The sequence below is a fragment of the [Clostridium] ammoniilyticum genome, assembly GCF_025566905.1.
Classification (GTDB): Bacteria; Bacillota_I; Bacilli_A; order Erysipelotrichales; family Coprobacillaceae; genus Faecalibacillus; species Faecalibacillus intestinalis.
Window position 1 is genome coordinate 14,845 of the sequence record NZ_JAOQJR010000017.1, and the last position, 18,043, is coordinate 32,887.

Annotated in this window: 20 protein-coding genes; 4 read left to right on the forward strand and 16 right to left on the reverse strand. The window is 29.7% G+C overall.

What is annotated here, in order from left to right:
• Nucleotides 1-18: 18 nt before the first annotated feature.
• Both OCV55_RS12440 and OCV55_RS12445 read right to left on the reverse strand, forming a co-directional pair.
• Nucleotides 19-237 (reverse strand): FeoA family protein, encoded by a 219-nt coding sequence (locus OCV55_RS12440; RefSeq protein WP_022000741.1) that lies wholly within the window; start codon nucleotides 235-237, stop codon nucleotides 19-21.
• Nucleotides 238-253: 16 nt separating this feature from the next.
• Nucleotides 254-463 carry a FeoA family protein gene (locus OCV55_RS12445; RefSeq protein WP_032089625.1) on the reverse strand — a complete coding sequence of 70 codons (210 nt, stop codon included), beginning with the start codon at nucleotides 461-463 and terminating at the stop codon, nucleotides 254-256.
• A gap of 227 nt (nucleotides 464-690) precedes the next feature.
• Between OCV55_RS12445 and OCV55_RS12450 the strand changes: the two genes are divergently transcribed.
• From OCV55_RS12450 to OCV55_RS12460, 3 genes are all read left to right on the forward strand, one after another.
• Entirely contained in the window at nucleotides 691-1,056 is a 366-nt protein-coding gene (locus tag OCV55_RS12450; RefSeq protein ID WP_147580777.1) for a metal-dependent transcriptional regulator, read from the forward strand.
• Nucleotides 1,057-1,477: 421 nt separating this feature from the next.
• Nucleotides 1,478-2,458 (forward strand): hypothetical protein, encoded by a 981-nt coding sequence (locus OCV55_RS12455; protein WP_147580778.1) that lies wholly within the window; start codon nucleotides 1,478-1,480, stop codon nucleotides 2,456-2,458.
• Nucleotides 2,459-2,460: 2 nt separating this feature from the next.
• Nucleotides 2,461-3,138: a PspA/IM30 family protein gene (locus OCV55_RS12460; RefSeq protein ID WP_032089623.1), complete on the forward strand. Its 678-nt coding sequence runs from the start codon at nucleotides 2,461-2,463 to the stop codon at nucleotides 3,136-3,138.
• A gap of 118 nt (nucleotides 3,139-3,256) precedes the next feature.
• Here OCV55_RS12460 and rpe read toward each other — a convergent pair whose 3' ends face one another.
• Genes rpe through OCV55_RS12495 form a run of 7 tightly spaced genes read right to left on the reverse strand, consistent with a single transcriptional unit; the run spans nucleotide 3,257 to nucleotide 9,145 of the window.
• Nucleotides 3,257-3,907, reverse strand: a complete 651-nt coding sequence (gene rpe / locus OCV55_RS12465) for a ribulose-phosphate 3-epimerase (protein ID WP_117347589.1) — start codon at nucleotides 3,905-3,907, stop codon at nucleotides 3,257-3,259.
• Between the two features lie 32 nt (nucleotides 3,908-3,939).
• Nucleotides 3,940-5,871, reverse strand: a complete 1,932-nt coding sequence (locus tag OCV55_RS12470) for a BglG family transcription antiterminator (RefSeq protein WP_147580779.1) — start codon at nucleotides 5,869-5,871, stop codon at nucleotides 3,940-3,942.
• 44 nt (nucleotides 5,872-5,915) lie between these two features.
• Nucleotides 5,916-6,515, reverse strand: a complete 600-nt coding sequence (locus OCV55_RS12475; protein ID WP_147580780.1) for a KpsF/GutQ family sugar-phosphate isomerase — start codon at nucleotides 6,513-6,515, stop codon at nucleotides 5,916-5,918.
• Between the two features lie 3 nt (nucleotides 6,516-6,518).
• Nucleotides 6,519-7,031, reverse strand: coding sequence for a YjbQ family protein (locus OCV55_RS12480; RefSeq protein ID WP_117347592.1), 513 nt, complete (start codon nucleotides 7,029-7,031; stop codon nucleotides 6,519-6,521).
• The gene (locus OCV55_RS12485) at nucleotides 7,028-7,318 is read right to left on the reverse strand and encodes a PTS sugar transporter subunit IIB (protein ID WP_117347593.1); all 291 of its coding nucleotides are present in this window, start codon (nucleotides 7,316-7,318) and stop codon (nucleotides 7,028-7,030) included. The genes OCV55_RS12480 and OCV55_RS12485 overlap by 4 nt, the downstream gene beginning before the upstream one ends.
• Before the next feature lie 26 nt (nucleotides 7,319-7,344).
• Entirely contained in the window at nucleotides 7,345-8,673 is a 1,329-nt protein-coding gene (locus OCV55_RS12490; protein ID WP_117347594.1) for a PTS galactitol transporter subunit IIC, read from the reverse strand.
• Nucleotides 8,674-8,689: 16 nt separating this feature from the next.
• The gene (locus tag OCV55_RS12495) at nucleotides 8,690-9,145 is read right to left on the reverse strand and encodes a PTS sugar transporter subunit IIA (protein ID WP_117347595.1); all 456 of its coding nucleotides are present in this window, start codon (nucleotides 9,143-9,145) and stop codon (nucleotides 8,690-8,692) included.
• A 260-nt stretch (nucleotides 9,146-9,405) separates the two neighbouring features.
• Between OCV55_RS12495 and OCV55_RS12500 the strand changes: the two genes are divergently transcribed.
• Nucleotides 9,406-10,173: a histidinol-phosphatase gene (locus tag OCV55_RS12500; protein WP_147580781.1), complete on the forward strand. Its 768-nt coding sequence runs from the start codon at nucleotides 9,406-9,408 to the stop codon at nucleotides 10,171-10,173.
• 33 nt (nucleotides 10,174-10,206) lie between these two features.
• On the opposite strand, the gene OCV55_RS12505 is transcribed toward OCV55_RS12500, so the two are convergent.
• From OCV55_RS12505 to OCV55_RS12535, 7 genes are all read right to left on the reverse strand, one after another.
• Nucleotides 10,207-10,704 (reverse strand): pyridoxamine 5'-phosphate oxidase family protein, encoded by a 498-nt coding sequence (locus OCV55_RS12505; protein ID WP_147580782.1) that lies wholly within the window; start codon nucleotides 10,702-10,704, stop codon nucleotides 10,207-10,209.
• An 8-nt stretch (nucleotides 10,705-10,712) separates the two neighbouring features.
• Nucleotides 10,713-12,278, reverse strand: a complete 1,566-nt coding sequence (locus OCV55_RS12510) for a ClC family H(+)/Cl(-) exchange transporter (RefSeq protein ID WP_147580783.1) — start codon at nucleotides 12,276-12,278, stop codon at nucleotides 10,713-10,715.
• Between the two features lie 76 nt (nucleotides 12,279-12,354).
• Nucleotides 12,355-13,134 carry a hypothetical protein gene (locus tag OCV55_RS12515; protein WP_147580784.1) on the reverse strand — a complete coding sequence of 260 codons (780 nt, stop codon included), beginning with the start codon at nucleotides 13,132-13,134 and terminating at the stop codon, nucleotides 12,355-12,357.
• Between the two features lie 88 nt (nucleotides 13,135-13,222).
• Nucleotides 13,223-13,909 carry a GntR family transcriptional regulator gene (locus OCV55_RS12520; protein ID WP_147580785.1) on the reverse strand — a complete coding sequence of 229 codons (687 nt, stop codon included), beginning with the start codon at nucleotides 13,907-13,909 and terminating at the stop codon, nucleotides 13,223-13,225.
• 1 nt (nucleotide 13,910) lies between these two features.
• Nucleotides 13,911-14,903, reverse strand: a complete 993-nt coding sequence (locus OCV55_RS12525) for an isocitrate/isopropylmalate dehydrogenase family protein (RefSeq protein WP_147580786.1) — start codon at nucleotides 14,901-14,903, stop codon at nucleotides 13,911-13,913.
• Nucleotides 14,903-16,822 (reverse strand): aconitate hydratase, encoded by a 1,920-nt coding sequence (locus OCV55_RS12530; RefSeq protein ID WP_147580787.1) that lies wholly within the window; start codon nucleotides 16,820-16,822, stop codon nucleotides 14,903-14,905. Before OCV55_RS12530 ends, OCV55_RS12525 begins: the two co-directional genes overlap by 1 nt.
• Nucleotides 16,823-16,988: 166 nt before the next feature.
• On the reverse strand, nucleotides 16,989-18,029 hold the full coding sequence (locus OCV55_RS12535; RefSeq protein WP_032089615.1) for a M42 family metallopeptidase: 1,041 nt from the start codon (nucleotides 18,027-18,029) through the stop codon (nucleotides 16,989-16,991).
• Nucleotides 18,030-18,043 lie beyond the last annotated feature (14 nt).

Sequence of the window (18,043 nt, forward strand, 5' to 3'; positions counted from 1 at the left end):
TTTAACTTTCCCCCTCCGTTATTCAACTTCAACACATTGTGCATCGTTTTTTCTAACTGATAATTCATAACCTCTTACAGTAATTTCAACAGGATCTCCAAGAGGAGCAACTTTTCTAATATATAATTCTACCCCTTTAGTGATACCCATATCCATAATACGTCTTTTGTAAGCTCCATCACCTTCAATTTTCTTAACAGTGACAGTGCTACCAACTTCTACTTCATTAAGTTTCACAACACTTCCCCCTTTTCTACACCATGATACGTTTTGCCATATCTTCATTAATAGCAACGCGAGAATTCTTGATATTAACAATCACATTTCCCCCGATTGCCGAAACAACAGAAACTTCAGTGCCAACAACAAAACCAAGATTATTTAAAAATCTTCTCGTTTCTTCGTTCCCACCAATTCTTTTGATTTTACCGGTTTCTCCTATGTTTAACATTGTTAACGGCATCTTACTTACCTCCTCAAGAATTTGTCCTCGCTAACCACATTAGGTTATGCTAATTTGATTAGTATTTGCTAACTATAAGACATAAAATATAGTTAGACTTCTCTAACTTCAAATAGAGTATACTTCATTTTAAAATAGATGTCAACCCTCTTTCAACAATTTACAACGTGCTTATTCATTGCTTATCTCGGTTAAAATATGATATAATACAGTAAGAGGTGATGCGCATGAATTTACAAGAATCAGGAGAAATGTATTTAGAAACGATTCTCATCTTATCGAAAAAGAATAAAGATGTTCGTTCTATTGATATTGCAAGAGAACTTAATTATTCCAAACCGAGTGTTTCTCGTGCTATTGGTTTATTAAAAAAAGATGAATATATTATCGTAGATAGTAAAGGTTATATCGAATTAACTGATAAAGGTGCCGAAGTAGCAAACACAATTTATGATCGTCATGACACATTATCTTCATTTTTTGAAAGTATTGGTGTTTGCCACGATACCGCTGTTAATGATGCATGCCGTATTGAACATGTTATTTCTACTGAAACAATGAATAAAATCAAAGAACACATGAAACAAAAATAACTCTTCCTAGGAAGAGTTTTTATTTTATAAACAAAAAAAGGTAAGTGATCTTACCAAACTTTTGCTTCCCTTAATAATCTTATGATAGGAAAAAGGAATTTGGCTAATTTAAGTTAAATAATCATAAGACAATTAAACGAATAGTATTGCAGCAACGATGACACTAATTTGTAAAGCAAGAGCCATCAAGCTGCGCTTGAATTTCTTTTTCATAGCTCTTCAACCTTTCTGTGGGTTATCCCTCGCTAACTACAACTATATGTTAGCATAGGCTAACCTATATGTCAATAAATATTACATACTTTTTTATATTTATTCTTTTTATCATTTATTGAACTAAAATCTTTATAATATATCTTTTCTAAAAAGATTCATGTATAATATTTATAATAAAACTCAATAAAGAAAGAGAGGTGAAAGTATGCCAAGACCTGGAACTAGTGGAGGAGGTCATCGTTCATCTGGAGGACATTCAAGTGGTCGTGTAGGTGGTGGACACCATGTTGGAAGTTCATCAAGGAGACCAACAGGAGGTTCTTCATTTAATAGAGGACCATCTTTTGGAGGTGGCTATCACCATGAACCCCCACCACCAAGACCACCGAGAAGAGGTTATTATGGTTATCGTAGAAATACTTATACACACTCATCGAGTGGCTTAGGAACATTAATTGCTTGTATTATTATTTTTGCAATCATTATTTTTAGCTTTTTTATGATAAGTAATGATCATAGTGATGTTACTTCGACTATTAATCGAGAAAAAATAGAAAATCCAGTTGCTTATGATAATAACTGTATTAAGGATGAACTAGGCTATATCGAAAATCAATCAAAGCTTTCTAAAAATCTTAAAAACTTCTACAATAAAACAGGAATTCAACCTTATATTTATTTAAAAAGTTATGATGAAAGCCTAACAAGTGATAATCAAAAAGATGAATATGCTCAAACATGGTATTCAGAAAACATCGATAATGAAGATACCTTCTTATTTGTTTACTTTGAGGAACAGAATTCTGATGAAATAGGCTATATGGCTTATGTCAATGGTAAACAAGTCACATCGGTAATGGATAGTGAAGCTATTGATATTTTTTGGAATTACATAGATCGTTATTGGACAGACAGTTCATTATCGACTGTAGATGTTTTTACAAAAACATTCGATTCAACAGCTAAAACAATTATGAAAAAATCAACAACCTCTAAAGATATCATTAAAATTATTTGTATTATTGTAGGTATTGTCATTGTTATCGGTGGAATTATTTATATTTTACGTATGAAATTCAAACGTGATAAAGAAAAAGCAAAAGAAACAATTGAAATCTTAAAAACACCTCTTGATAAATCAGATGAATTAAGAGACAAATACTTAAATGAAGAAGGGAAAGAATAATTATGGGAATTTTAACAAGATTTACTGATATTATGAAAAGCAATATTAATGCCTTATTAGACAAATGTGAAGATCCAGCTAAAATGATTGATCAAACATTAAGAGATTTAAGAGAAGATCTTGCTGAAGTCAAAAAAGAAACAGCAAACATTATTGCTGATGCTAAAAGTGCTGATCGACAAGTTAAAGAATGTGAAGAAGAGATCACTAAATATACAACTGCTGCACAAAATGCATTAAAAGCAGGTAATGAAGATGATGCAAGAACATTGATTGCTAAAAAACAACAATATGAAAGCAATCTTGTTTCATACAAAAAAACACAAGAACTTACTCATGCCAATGCTGATAAAATGCGTCAAATGCATGATAAATTAGTAAACGATATCGAAACATTAGAAGCAAGAAGAGATGCTATTAAAGCAACAGTTGCTTCTGCTAAAGCTCAAGAACATATTAATAAAATTGTTTCTGGTGGAGATAAAGCAAAATCTTCTATGGAATCATTTGAACGCTATGAAAAGAAAGCAGAAAAAATGCTTGATGCAGCTACTGCAGAAGCTGAATTAAATGCACATACAAGTGCTGCTTCTACTCTTGCTGATAAGTATACATCAAACGGTAGTGACGCTTCTGTTGAAGATGAATTAGCTGCTATGAAAGCAAAACTTGGATTATAATATAAAAACTGTAAAGATACTCATATTTTATTTATGAGTATTCTTTACAGTTTTTTATTTATATAAGATTCTTTATAAAATAATATACATGTATTATTTTTTCTTGCTAATTCTGCTTTCATTTTAAAGAAGCAATCCTTTGTGCATAATCATCACTATTAAATATATAACTTCCAGCAACTAATACATCAACACCTGCATCTTTACATTTTTTTCCTGTTGTTTCGTTGATTCCACCATCTACTTCAATTAAGTAGCGATCATTATTTTCTTTTCTTCTAGTATCTAAATCTTTAATTTTGGCTAAAGCAATTTCTTTAAAGGATTGCCCACCAAATCCAGGTTCAACAGACATGACTAAAACGACATCTAATAAAGATAAATAATCTTGGATTGTATCAACTGGTGTATTTGGTTTAATACTTATTCCTACTCGGACACCATTTTCTTTAATATGATGAATAAGTACTAAAGTGTCTTCTTTATTGTCCATTGCTTCAATGTGGAAAACAATAAGGTTTGCTCCACTTTTAATAAATTCATTGACATACTTTTGAGGTTCACTGATCATTAAATGAACATCTAAAAATAAATTTGTCACTTTAGAAACATCTTCTAAAATACTATATCCAAAAGAAATATTCGGAACAAAATGTCCGTCCATAACATCATAATGAAGCCAATCAGCTTTTCCATTTTCAATTTTTTCTATATCATCTTTCAAGCATGTAAAATTTGCTGAAAGAAGAGAAGGTGCAACTTTAACCATATTATTTCTCCTTTTTCTCAATCTCTACATCGTTATTCTTTTAATGAATTTATAAAATCAGCTCTATTCGCTATTTTTTTAATTTCATTTATAATATTCTTATTCGATACAAGATCATATATTTCCAAAACAATTTGATTAAATTCAGACTCCATATTATTAGGAACAGCTAACATCACTATCATATCAACATAATTATTTCCCCATTTAATAGGATTTGTTAGGGTCATTATAATAATACTTGTATTAATAACAGTTGCCGGGTCCCCATGCGGTAATGCAACACTATTTTCTAAAACTGTATCACCTAGTTCTTCTCTTTTATATACAGATTCTCTAAATCCACTTTTAACTGCTTTATTTTGTTGTAATATATCAATCATAAAATCCATACATTCTTTTTTTGAATTTAATGCAGATTTAAAAAATAGATATTTTGGTTTAATATATTTTTTCAAAGTAGATAGTTTTATTTTATTACTTTTTATTGTTTCATTAAGCCTTGGAGTTTTAATAAAAACATTTTTTGCATATACATCAAAAATATTTGCATAATCTATATTATCTAAAAATGGACTTACTTTTACAACTGGTATTTGTGAATTAAAATATTCACTAGTTGTACTAATTATAAGATCTACATTATTCATATTAATCTGTTTCAAATTACTTAAACTGCAGGATTGAATATCATCATATTTAGGAAGGACAGATCGTAATCTATTAACGATATATTTTGATGATGCTATTCCATATGGACAAATAACTAGAATTTTATGAGATACTGCAGATTTATTAATAGCAATTTGAAAATATATAGTAATAAAAGAAACTTCATCATCTGTTAAAATACAGTCAAATGTACTTTCAATAATTGATAAAACATACCATGAAACTGTAAATAAAGGTAGATATCTTGTTTTTATCTCACATAAAATAGGATTAACAATATTAACACCATTTTTTAATCTCATAATCATTGCAGGAATATGTTGATATAATTGTTTTTCTAATTCATCTCTATTAGATATTACTATATTTTCTGTTTTTTCTAATCGATTAATTATTTCATTTATAAGCAGATGGTATTTGCTTTTATCAACATCTATCTTTGTCATTCTATACGATGCTAAATACTTAGTAAGAATTATTTTATCTTCACCTGTTAAATGAATATCCGCCTTTTCTTCTAAGTATTCAATAATTCTTTGTACAAATGGATAATCTGAAATAAACAACATTCCGTCTGTATTAATATATTCTTCGTCACCTATATGATAACCATGTTTATTTCTATAGATAAATACAAGTAAAGTAACAGTGAAAGCATTTTTATAATAATCAGTTATTTGAATATTATTAAATGAAATTATATCATTAAACACCTCTAAGATTAAATCATACAAATCATTTCCAAAAAAATCTACAAATGGAACTTTATGGAACGTAATTGTATTTAATAAATAATCTATTGCTGCAGATTGAATATTAAATTCTGAACCTACAGCAATAATTTTTTTATCTGTTGTTTTAAATGAAACATGAAATTGTTTTAAATAACTTTTTGTAAGATAATCTAAATCATTTAAAATAGCCGTTTTACTAACATAGTATTCTTCAGCAATATTTTGAAGTGAAACACCTTTTCCTTTTACAATAATATTAATAAATAGATTTCTTCTACGAACATCTATGTCAAATTTATTGTCTGTTTCAATTTCTTTTAAAGTATTAGCTTTTTCTAATGCTTTATTGATATCTTGTTTTTTACCAATAACTTTTATTCCACGATAAGGCCTTTTATCTATTTCTAAATTATAGGATTTCAACTCATCTCGTAATACATTAATATCAATATAAATTGTTTTAGGAGTAACATCAAACTTATCTGCCAATATTTGAGCAGGAACATAATCATCCTGTACTAACAAATAATTTAATATTTTTAGTTGTCTCGTTTTCATATTTGCCTCCTCTATGTTAATATAATTAATATTTTACTTTCTAACTATTTACCAACATTTTTATTCAATCGATCACCAACTTCTCCACTAGGATGATTGACTAAAAATACCTCTTGTGAAAATGAAGTGTTTTTTTCAAGATAAATAGCAATAGCATCAAACAACGAAATAACCGCTAATGTACTCGCTGTTGCTAACATATTATAAGCATCTGGTTCTTTTTCAATTTTAACCTTTAAAAATAAATCTGCAACTTTACAAATACTTGAACTTTCATTTTCCCCAACATAAACCAAATAAGCACCTTTACTTTTAACATTTCCTACAAAAGACACAAGCTCATTCGTATTACCACCTTTTGAAATAACAATGAAAATATCATTTTTATCTACAACACCTAATCCTCCATGTACTGCATCCGAAGGATTCACATAAAATGCTTTTTGATTTATCACTTGAAATGTATGTACAATTTTTTTTGCAGCCATTGCTGATGTACCACAACCAGAAACAAATATATTTCCTTCATTATCCTTTATTTTTTCAATTAATGTTTCAACACTTCTATAATCTAAATAATGAGAAAGTTTTTTTAATTCTTCACTTTCAGCATCAATAACAAACTGAATATCTTTTTCTAACATTGTTTATTCCCCCATTACCATAATATTGCACATTCTATTTCTTTCTCTTGTCTGATCAAAATCCACAAAATAAATTGAACCTACTTCACCAATTAAAAGTTTACCATCTCTAACAATAAAACTTTCACTTGCTCCTAGCAAATCAGAGCGCAAATGACCATCTGTATTCAACATTGTCCACTCTAAAGCAGGATAATTAGGATCTGTTTTTGCCATTCCATATTTAATATGTTCTGGTCCAGGGCTATGATATTGTCCTTCGGTTGTTTGTGTCGGTATAATCTTTTCTAATACTTCATTTAAATCTACTTGTAATAAATCATCCCCATAGTAATTTACATCATGCATATATTCATCAAAATATACTGAACAAGTTGTATGAGGTGAAGAAACAATAACAACACCGTTATTTATTTGACTTTTTTCAAATATTTTTTTAACATCACTTGTTATATTATGATATGACGGTCTATTTGAAACTGTTTTTAATTTAAGTTGTTCATGCAAAAATTTCATTTTAAAATTTTCTCCTTTAAAGATACATACACCGCTTCAGCACCAAATCCAGTTAATAATTGTACGCCCATAATTACTTTATCCTTAATATCATCTGGAACTTGTGTTGTTGATAGTACAATATCATATTCTCCATTTTTTATAGATTCTAATTCTTGTCCAACAGCTGATTGTTTAATTTCCACTTGATTTTCTAATCCTTCTTCTTTTAACCATCTGTTAACTTTTGTTCTTACAACTGTTGAAGTAGCATGACCCGCTCCACACATAATAAGTAATTTTTTCATAATATTTATCCTTTCACGCAATTATTTTATGCATTAAATTTTTTTATCTTATTTACATAGAATAATAATCCTAAAATAACAACTGTAATAATTAAAATTCCTGGAAGTGAAAATACTTGTCCAATAAATACCATTAATGCATTTGGCCATAACCCTGCTGAAACATAAGATACCAGTCCACTTGATCCAACACTATATTGTGCTAATTGATAAGCTTTAGTTAATGCAGGAGCTAACCATGTTGCTAAATAAAGCATTGATGCAGAATAAATTCCACATCCAATAACTGATCTTAAAATATTTCCTTTAAATGCTGCTACCATACAAGATAATGCAAATACTAATGTTGGTAAATCGCCAAAAGGTAAGATTTTATTTCCTGGTAATACTACTGAAATAAAGAGTGTTACTGGAATTAATAATAGTGCTGTTGCCATAACTGCTGAGTTTCCAACTGTTAATGCTGCATCCATTCCAATATTAACAACTTTACCATGTAAATATTTTTTACAAAATTCTTGAGTTCCTTCAGCAATTGGAGTTAAACCTTCCATAAACATTCCAACCATTTTTGGAAGAATTTTTAATACCGCTGCCATTTGAACCCCTAATGTCATGAATCCACCAAAATCATAACCAGCTAATAAACCAATTACTACACCAATTACAAACCCAATAATAATAGGATCACCAATTAATCCAAATTTTTCTTGAATTGTTTCTGGATCAACATCTAAATCTTTTAATCCAGGAATTCTATCAAAAAGCCAATTTAGAGGTACTGCTAAAACCATACCAGACAATGCCATTAAATGCGTAATCGCAATTCCTGGGAAATTAAAGAATTTACTTAATAACGGTTGTGATAAATCCGCAAGTAGCAACTGTAATAAAAACCCTGGAATCATTGCAATTGCACCATATACATAATTACCTGTAATGCCCCAAACCATAACACCAATTAATGCTGGTTGCCATAAATTCCAAACATCTACATTTAATGTTTTTGTAATTCCTGTCCAAACTAAAATTAAATTTAAAATAAATGCTACAGGAATAATCAATACTCCTAATGTTGTAGAAAAGCTTAATGGTCCTGCTGTTCCACTACCCAAATCCATAATACTTAATGTCAAACCATAATTTTTTACCATAAGTTTAATTGCAGGTCCTAATACCTCTTGTAAAAAACCTGTAACCATATTTAAACCTATAAAACCAATTCCTACTGTAATACCTGCTATAATAGCTTTTGAAGGTTTAACTCTTACGATTAATCCTAAAATGATAATAATAATAGGAATAAACACAACTGAGCCTAAACCAATAAACCAAGTTACTGCATCCGCAATCATATTTATTTCTCCTTAACTATTTAATATTTTTTCTTTGTAATATATTTTTAAATGTTTCAATATTATCACATTCATCTAATTCTTTCATAAGCACTTGATCACTAAACATTTCCATTAATTTTGTCAATGTTTCTGCTTGTTCGTGAGGGGCAGACATAGCAATCATAAACACCAATGTGACTGGAATTTTCTCATCATTATTTGCCATATTTTTAAAATACACCGGCTCTTTTAATGAGACAAATTCTATTTGTGATCTATTTACATAATCTGAATCTGTATGAGGGATAGCTACACAATATTTTCCCGTATTCAATCCTGTAGGAAATTCATTTTCTCTTTTTAATACATTTTCTAGAAAATTCTTTTTCACTACTCCTCTTTGATATAACTCATTTGCAGCTATTTCAATCACTTCTTCAGCCGAACTAGCTAAAATGTGAAATTGTGCAATCTTTTCATTAAAAAACATGTATACTCCTCTCTTTTTATCTGCTAAACTGCGTCCAGTTTAAGTCTCCCGTCAAAATCTATGTACATTATTTTTTTGACACTTAAATCTTATCATCACTTTAAATTGTAAGCAATTACACACTAGGTTCATAATATTCTACACATTAAGAAAATTTCCATATTAAATGTTAACCTTTTTTTATTTTTATTTAAGATTAAGTACAAAAATAAATTTTATTACATCATAATTTTGTATTATAATATTTTCGAGGTGAAACCATGAATAAAAATAATTATCATACCCATACCACGAGATGCTATCACGCTAGTGGAAAAGATGAAGAATATGTAAAAGCAGCTATTAAAGCTGGCATCAAAGAATTAGGATTTTCTGATCATACACCTTGGCATTATGATTCTTCTTTTAAAGCAACAATGCGTATGCCTGAAAGTCAATTAGATGATTATATTGAAAGCATTCGTTATCTTAAAGAAAAATATAAAGATCAAATTTCTATTTTAATTGGATTAGAATGTGAATATTTTGAAAGATATATGCCTTGGCTTGAAAAGATGTTAAAAGATAAACAAATTGATTACATTATTTTAGGAAACCATTACTATGAAACAGATGAACTTCATCAATACTTTGGAAGTCCTGTCAATGAATACTATTTAAAAGCTTATGTAGATCATTGTATTAAAGCAATCGATACAGGTCTTTATAGTTATATAGCTCATCCTGATCTTGTTTACTATGATAAAGATTCAAAACTTTATCAAGAAGAAATGTCACGTTTATGTGCTTATGCTAAAGAAAAAGATATGCCTTTAGAATTTAATCTTTTAGGGTTTATGTCTGGTAGACATTATCCTAATGAATCTTTTTGGAAAATTGCAAGTAAATATAAAAACAAGGCCATCATTGGTTTTGATGCCCATAGCCCTGATGCCCTTTTAAAAGACGATATCTATCAACAAGCCTTCAATTATCTTTCTTCTTTAGATGTTGAACTGATTGATACTATTAAGACATTAAAAAAATAAGGACAATGTCCTTACAAAAAAACTATCAAGAATCTAAAACAGATCTTGATAGTTTTTATTAACAAGTTCAATTGCTTGTTTTCCTGAAATATGTTCAATAGTAATTTCTATGCAACAAAGAGCTTTCCATTCTCTTTGTATTTCTTTTTCAACAGTAACTTCATCTTCATTATATTTCAAACCTAATGTTTCAATCGCATGATAGATTTCATCATCTTCTTGTAAGATTCTTGCTTTCCCAAAAAGAATGACACTTCTAAAATAGGTTGTTAATTCTTCTTCAATGACATCTTCTTGATCAATAATACTCATTGATACTTTCGGATTATTCTTAATAGCATCTATTTTATGTCCTTCTTTAGCACCATGAAAATAGATTTTCCCATCTTCATAAACAAAATTCATCGGTACTGAATAAGGATAACCATCATCCCCTGATAAAGCAAGCGTGGCTGTTTTGGCACGTCTTAAAATATCTAAACATTGTTTTTCAGTTAGCTCTTGTTTTTTTCTTCTTATTTTTCTAAACATATCATCACCTATATTTCTAATGTAAAGAATTTATGTAAAATATCTTTTGTTACTTCTCTATTTTCTTTATTCACTAAGATTGTCAGATGATCTCCTAAATGTAAAACGGTATCCCCACGAGGAACAATTTCTTCAATTCCTCGATTAATTGAAATAATGACACATTCTTTCGGTAAGCCTAAATCTTTAATTGGTTGATCTAAACAACATGAACCAAGTTCAATTGAATAATGAAGAATTTCTTTTTCTTCAAGTGAAATTTCATGATTGCCATTTTTGATCATACGGTTTAATAAACTATGATAAATAGGTTCACATCTTAGCATATTTGCTACAATATAGCCGACAAAACTACATACAGCAATTGGTAAAAATTGTGATAAACTACCACACATTTCAGCAATTAAAACAATGCCTGTAATCGGTGCACGAACAATACTTGCAAAAAGTCCTGCCATCGCTACAACTATAAAGTTATTAAAATACATAGCTGGTACACCACAATAAGTTGTAACAACAAGAGCATATCCACAACCTATTAAACTTCCAAGAACTAATAGTGGAAAGAAAATACCTCCAGGAGCTCCTGATCCAAAAGAAATCAATGAAAAAATAAATTTCATAGCCAAGAGCAATAAAACAGAACTTAAAACATAATTTCCTTCATGAAGTAAATCAATAATATGATGTCCTCCACATAAAACATCTGGATAGAAAATCATAAAGCCAATAGAAATAATTAAAGGAATATAAATCTTTTGATTATTCTTTAAAAAAGTGATTTTATCATAAAGTTTTAATGTAAACATTGTTGTTTTATTATAAAGCACACCTAATAAACCTGCAATAATTCCTAAGATGATTAAAAATCCATATTGACCTAAAGGTAAACTTTCAACAAGTGGAAAATAAAGAGATGGTGTCATCCCAAAAATATTTTTACTAATAAAATCTCCTGTAAGTGAAGCAACCATAACAGTTACTAAGGCAAGTGGTGAAAAGTTTTTATGAATTTCTTCTAAGGCAAACAAGACACCAGCTAATGGTGCATTAAATGCAGCCGAAAGCCCTGCTGCTGCCCCACATGTCAAAAGATACTTTTCTTCTAATTTCATTCTTTTAAATACAGAAGCTAGTCCTTTTCCAATCATAGCTCCTAGTTGAATACTTGGCCCTTCTCTACCAAGAGATAAACCGCCAACTATTGAAAGTGTTCCTGCTATCATTTTAGCAAGGATGACCTTATACCATTTTTCGTCTATTTGATCAATCATTTCAGCTTCTACCTGTGGAATTCCACTTCCTGAAATATAAGATTCATATTTTAATAATTTAGAAATAATAAAACCAATCATTAAAATACAAATGATCCAAATACATAAATGAAATGTATTATTTTTAATATAATCGACAACAAAATAGGCAATCTTTTCACCATAAGATAACATCAATCTATAAATAACTGCCACAACCCCTGCTAATATACCAACAATAAAGCCTTCTAATAATACAATATTATCAAATCGACTTTTTGAACTTAAAAAACGTGCAATTGAAAACTCTTTTCTTTCCATAACTCTCCTCCCAATTCGATTTTTATTATAACACTTTGTCAAAAAAAAAAGAAACTGTACCATGATTTCTGTATGGTTAATGAATATAGTTTTTCATAATAATACAATAAGCACCTAATAAGCTTAACCCTATTAATCCCATATAGACCATATACTTGGTATGATCGCCTGTTTTCACTTTTGTATTTGTATTTTTTTTCGTTTCTTGTGATGTTTCTATTTTAATGTTTTGTAATTCTGGGGTCATTTCTAAAACATTAGAATACCAAATAGTACCTCCTTCTAATTCATCAACATTTATTGACTCAAGAGGAAGATCAATTGTTTTCCCATTAATGATTAGCTTTGTATTTTTATCAAAATAGTAATTTTCATTATATCCTTTATCATTTAATTTAAGATATATACTATAGACATATTTTGTATTTTCTTTAAAGGAATCAATAAGATTTCCCCAGCTTCCTTTTTGGCTACCATAGCGTTTATTCCAATATGATGAAGAAGTAATACTACCTAACCCTCCTAAAAAAAGAAATAAGACAAGTCCTGTTATAAGTGTAAGTGGATAGATTGGATGTAAATAAAAAATGGTAATCAGTCCAATAATAGTGGTACTGATTACGATACATATTTTACGAGATAATCCTTTAAAATAACGATTATATAAGGGATATAAAATAAATCCTAGATAACTCATTCCTAATACATAATTTTGTGATAAAACAACTCTATTTTCAGAAACTAAAAGAGAAATCATGTCAACAAATAAATACTCTATTCCTGGAAAAATAAAAGTAAAGATTGACATCAATGCGATTGCTTTTAGATAATTACTTCTTTCTTTAAACGTATTCAAAACATCATCTTCTTTTTTTCAGTTTCTTAAAATAACACATTTTTTAAGAATTACAATTTATAAAAAAGAGAGGTTTCCCTCTCTCGCACTATTTTTCTGTTGCTTCGTCTTTTTCATCATAGTAGTTTCTTACTAAAGATTGTGTTTTTCTAATATGTTTTTCTACATTTGCTTTTGCAAGTGCTTTATCTTTCTTTACAATCGCTTCATAAATTTCTTTATGTTCTTGTGCTGCTTCAATTAAACGATTTGGTTGTTTAATTGAATGTCTGGAAGTAACATGAATATAATAGTTAATATCTGACAATAACTGTTCAAAATATTGTGAATGAGTTGCTCTATAAATAGCTTCATGGAAATCAATGTTTACTTCTGTAAATCTTTCTTGATCATTTTTTTCAGCATAGAATTCTAATAAATCATAGATTTCTTTAATTCTATCTAATTCTTCTTGAGTAACACGATCAATAGCAAGTTGTACAGATAAACTTTCTAAAACAACACGAATTTCTAACATATCATCAATATCTCTTGATGAAAAACCTAATACATAAACTCCTTTATTAGGAATACTTTTAACTAATCCTTCTAACTCTAATTGTTTTAAAGCTTCTCTAATAGGTGTTCTAGAAATATTTAGTTCTTTAGAAAGAACAACTTCATTTAATTTTTGTCCTTTTTCATATTCTTCATTTAAAATCTTATCTCTTAAAATACAAAAGATACGATGTCCTAAGGAACCATGTCCTGCATTTTCTAAAATATTTTTTTTCATACTATAACCTATCTATAATTGCTTGCGTGAATTCCTTTGTAGAAGCATGTCCACCAATATCACACGTTACAATTTTTCCCTCTTCTACGACTTTTGAAAGTGCATCACGTAGTCTATTTGCTTGATCATTTTGTCCTAAGGCTTCTAACATTAAAGCAAACGCTAAAAGAAGAGCACTTGGATTGGCAATGCCTTGTCCTGCAATATCAGGAGCACTACCATGAACAGCTTCATAAATACGGTATTCATCTCCAATATTTCCACTAGGAGCAAATCCTAATCCACCTACTAAACCTGCACATAAATCAGAAACAATATCTCCATATAAATTAGGAGCAACCAATACATCAAATGTTTCTGGTCTTAAAACAAGCTGCATACACATATTATCAATGATTACTTCTTGTTTTTTTATTTCTGGATAATCTTTACCTACATTTCTAAAACATTCTAAGAATAATCCATCTGTAAATTTCATAATATTCGCTTTATGAATGGCTGTGACTTTTTTTCTACCATTTGCTTTTGCATATTCAAAAGCATAACGACAAATTTTTTCACTTGCTTCTCTAGTAATTAATTTAATACCATGAGCAACATCATCACCCACCATATATTCAATACCTTTATAAAGATCTTCGGTATTTTCACGAATCATGACTAAATCAATATTTTCATATTTAGAATCAATTCCTTTAAAAGAACGAATTGGTCTAACATTAGCATAAGTCGCAAATTTTTGTCTTAAAGCAACATTGACACTTCTAAATCCTGTACCAATAGGTGTTGCTGTTGGACCTTTTAATGCCCATTTATATTCTTTAATAGCATCTACAAGTCCTGGTTCAAAGACTTCTTTTGTTTTAACAGCATATTCTGCACCTGCTTGATATTCTACCCATTCAATATCTAAATTCATAGCTTTTGTAATGTCAACAACACTTTGTGAAATTTCTTTTCCAATTCCATCGCCTGGAATTAATACTGCTTTCATTAAAAGTCACCTCCTAATTCTTTAATTGCATTTAATAGACCACCATATTGAATCATTGTTTTTTCTCTTGATGATAATTTTAATTTTGCGGTAATTGTTTGATTATTTGTTTTATTGATAACAGTAATATCTTTATTACTTTCAACACTATCTAATAAATTAATTAATTCATATTCATCTTGATCATTAAAGAAATCGTAATCTTTTTGATTAATAACAAGTGGTAAAATACCATTATTAATTAAGTTCGAACGATGAATTCTTGCAAATGAAATAGCAAAAATTGCTTTGATCTTTAAATAATTAGGAACAAGGGCTGCATGTTCACGTGAAGAACCTTGACCATAGTTATCTCCACCAACAATAAATCCTCCACCATTTTCAATGCATCTATTATAGAATTGATCATCTACTTTACAGAAAGAGAATTTAGCAAGATGTGGCACATTACTTCTATATGGGAGTAATTTAGAATCAGATGGCACAATATGATCTGTAGAAATATTATCTCCTACTTTTAAACATACTTTACCTTTAAATGTATCTGGTAATTTATCTCCTCGAGGAACTGGTTTAATATTTGGTCCCATATAAACTTCATTTTGAGGATCATATTCATCAATAAAGAAATTCTTATTCTTCACAAATGGTGTATTTTCAATATCGTCTAAATACATATCATCTTCAAATTCATCCGTTAAATATCCTTTGATTGCACTTAAAGCAGCCACTTCAGGTGATACTAAATAAACACTAGCATCATTTGTTCCTGAACGTCCTTTAAAGTTACGGTTGATAGTTCTAAGTGAAACACCTTTAGAAAGTGGTGCTTGCCCCATACCGATGCATGGTCCACAACCACATTCAAGAATTCTTGCCCCAGAGGCAATCATATCCGCTAAAGCTCCACATTTAGAAAGCATTGCTAGAATACTAGAAGAACCTGGTGCAATAACAAGTGATACATGAGTTGCTACTCTTCTTCCTTTTAAGATTTTAGCTGCTTTTAACATATCTGGAAGTGATGAGTTTGTACATGAACCAATCACTATTTGATTGATTTTCATTCCTCTTAATTCACTTACTGGTACAACTGCATCTGGACTATGTGGTTTAGCAGTTAATGGTACTAATTTTGATAAATCAACGGTGATTTCTTCATCATATGTAGCATCTTCATCTGCTTTTAATTCAACATAATCTTCTTCTCTTCCTTGTTGAATTAAATATTCTTTAGTAATTTCATCTGTTGGAAAGACAGAAGTCGTTGCCCCTAATTCAGCACCCATATTACAAATAGTTGCACGATCTGTTAATGATAATTCTTTTAAACCTTCTCCAGTGTATTCAATAATCTTATTGACTCCACCTTTGACAGATAATTGTTGTAAAATATATAAAATAACATCTTTAGCCGAAGCCCATTTTGCTTTTTTACCCACTAAATTTACTTTAACAACACTTGGACATTGTAAATAATATGTACCTGTTGCCATTGCTACAGCGACATCTAATCCTCCTGCCCCAATAGCAATCATTCCCATCGCACCACATGTTGGTGTATGTGAATCAGAACCTACTAATGTTTTTCCTGGTTTTGCAAAGTTTTCTAATTGCAATTGATGGCAAACACCATTTCCTGGTTTAGAAAAAGTAATTCCGTGTTTTTTTGCTACACTACGAATAAACTCATGATCATCCATGTTTTCAAATCCTGTTTGTAACATATTATGATCAATATATGCAACTGCCTTTTCAACCGCTACATGTTCAATTCCCATTGCCTCTAATTGTAAATAAGCCATTGTCCCTGTTGAATCTTGAGTTAATGTTTGATCAATTTGAATCCCTATTTGTTGACCAGCGACTAACTCACCACTTTTAAGTTTAGCACTTAAGATTTTATACGCTAAATTCATTATTCTACGTCCCCCTTATTACGATTGTATACAATTATACATTTCATGTGTATTATTGTAAATACATTCTAAGCAAATAAAGGGATTTTTTTACGTATATTCCATTAAAATTGTATATTGTATACAGTTATCAATCATTTAAAAAGGGAGCAAAAGCTCCGCTTTTTTATAAATCTAAGGCATATGCAATCGCAAGTTTTGTTGTATCTACGATTGAATCAATATGACAACGTTCTTTACCATGTGAATTGATCACAGCCATACCAAATGCTGCAGCATAAACATTATTACCTGCACGAATTGCAGCATTAGCGTCTGTTCCATAATGGAAGAAAACATCAACACAATAATTTAAGTTTGTTTTTTTAGCTTGGTTGATAATTCTTGTAGTAAGTTCTCTATCATATGGAGAATAGTTATCTTTAGCACAGATACTTACTGTTTTTTCATCAGCATGATAATCAGGCCCAATTAATCCAATATCTAAAGCAACATATTCTTCTACTTCTTCTGGTACATAAGCTCCACCATGTCCGATTTCTTCATAAATTGGGAAAGCTAATAATGTACGATATTTTGGTTTTAAGTTATTTCTTTTGAAGTAAGCCATTACTTCAATTAAAGCAGCAACAGCAGCTTTATCATCAATATAACGCGAAACAACATATCCTGATGGTGTATATTCAAAATGAGGATCTACAGAGATCACATCACCATGATCAATACCTAAAGCCATAACTTCTTCTTTAGAATGAACATCTTCATGTAAGATAACTTCCATATGGTCTTCATCTCTTGGCATTGTTCTAGCATCTTCAAATACATGAACTGAGTGAGCTTTACAAATAACCATACCTCTATATTTACGTCCATCTCTTGTAATAATAGTAACGCCTTCACCTTCCATACTATGGTAGTTAACACCACCTAATTGTCTTACAATTAAATGACCGTTATCATCAATATGACGAATAACTAAACCAATTGTATCTAAGTGAGCACCCATACATACTGTTTTAGAATTATCTTCACCTTCTAAAGTAATGTAAGCTGTTCTTTTACGATCATAAGTCACTTCATAACCAAATTCAGCTGCTTTTTTTTCTAATAAAGCACCAACTTCTTCATAATAACTTACTGGACTTGGTACATTAATAAATTCTTCACATAATTCAACTAATTCTTTTTTGTCAATATTCATTTCCATTTTATAATACCTCT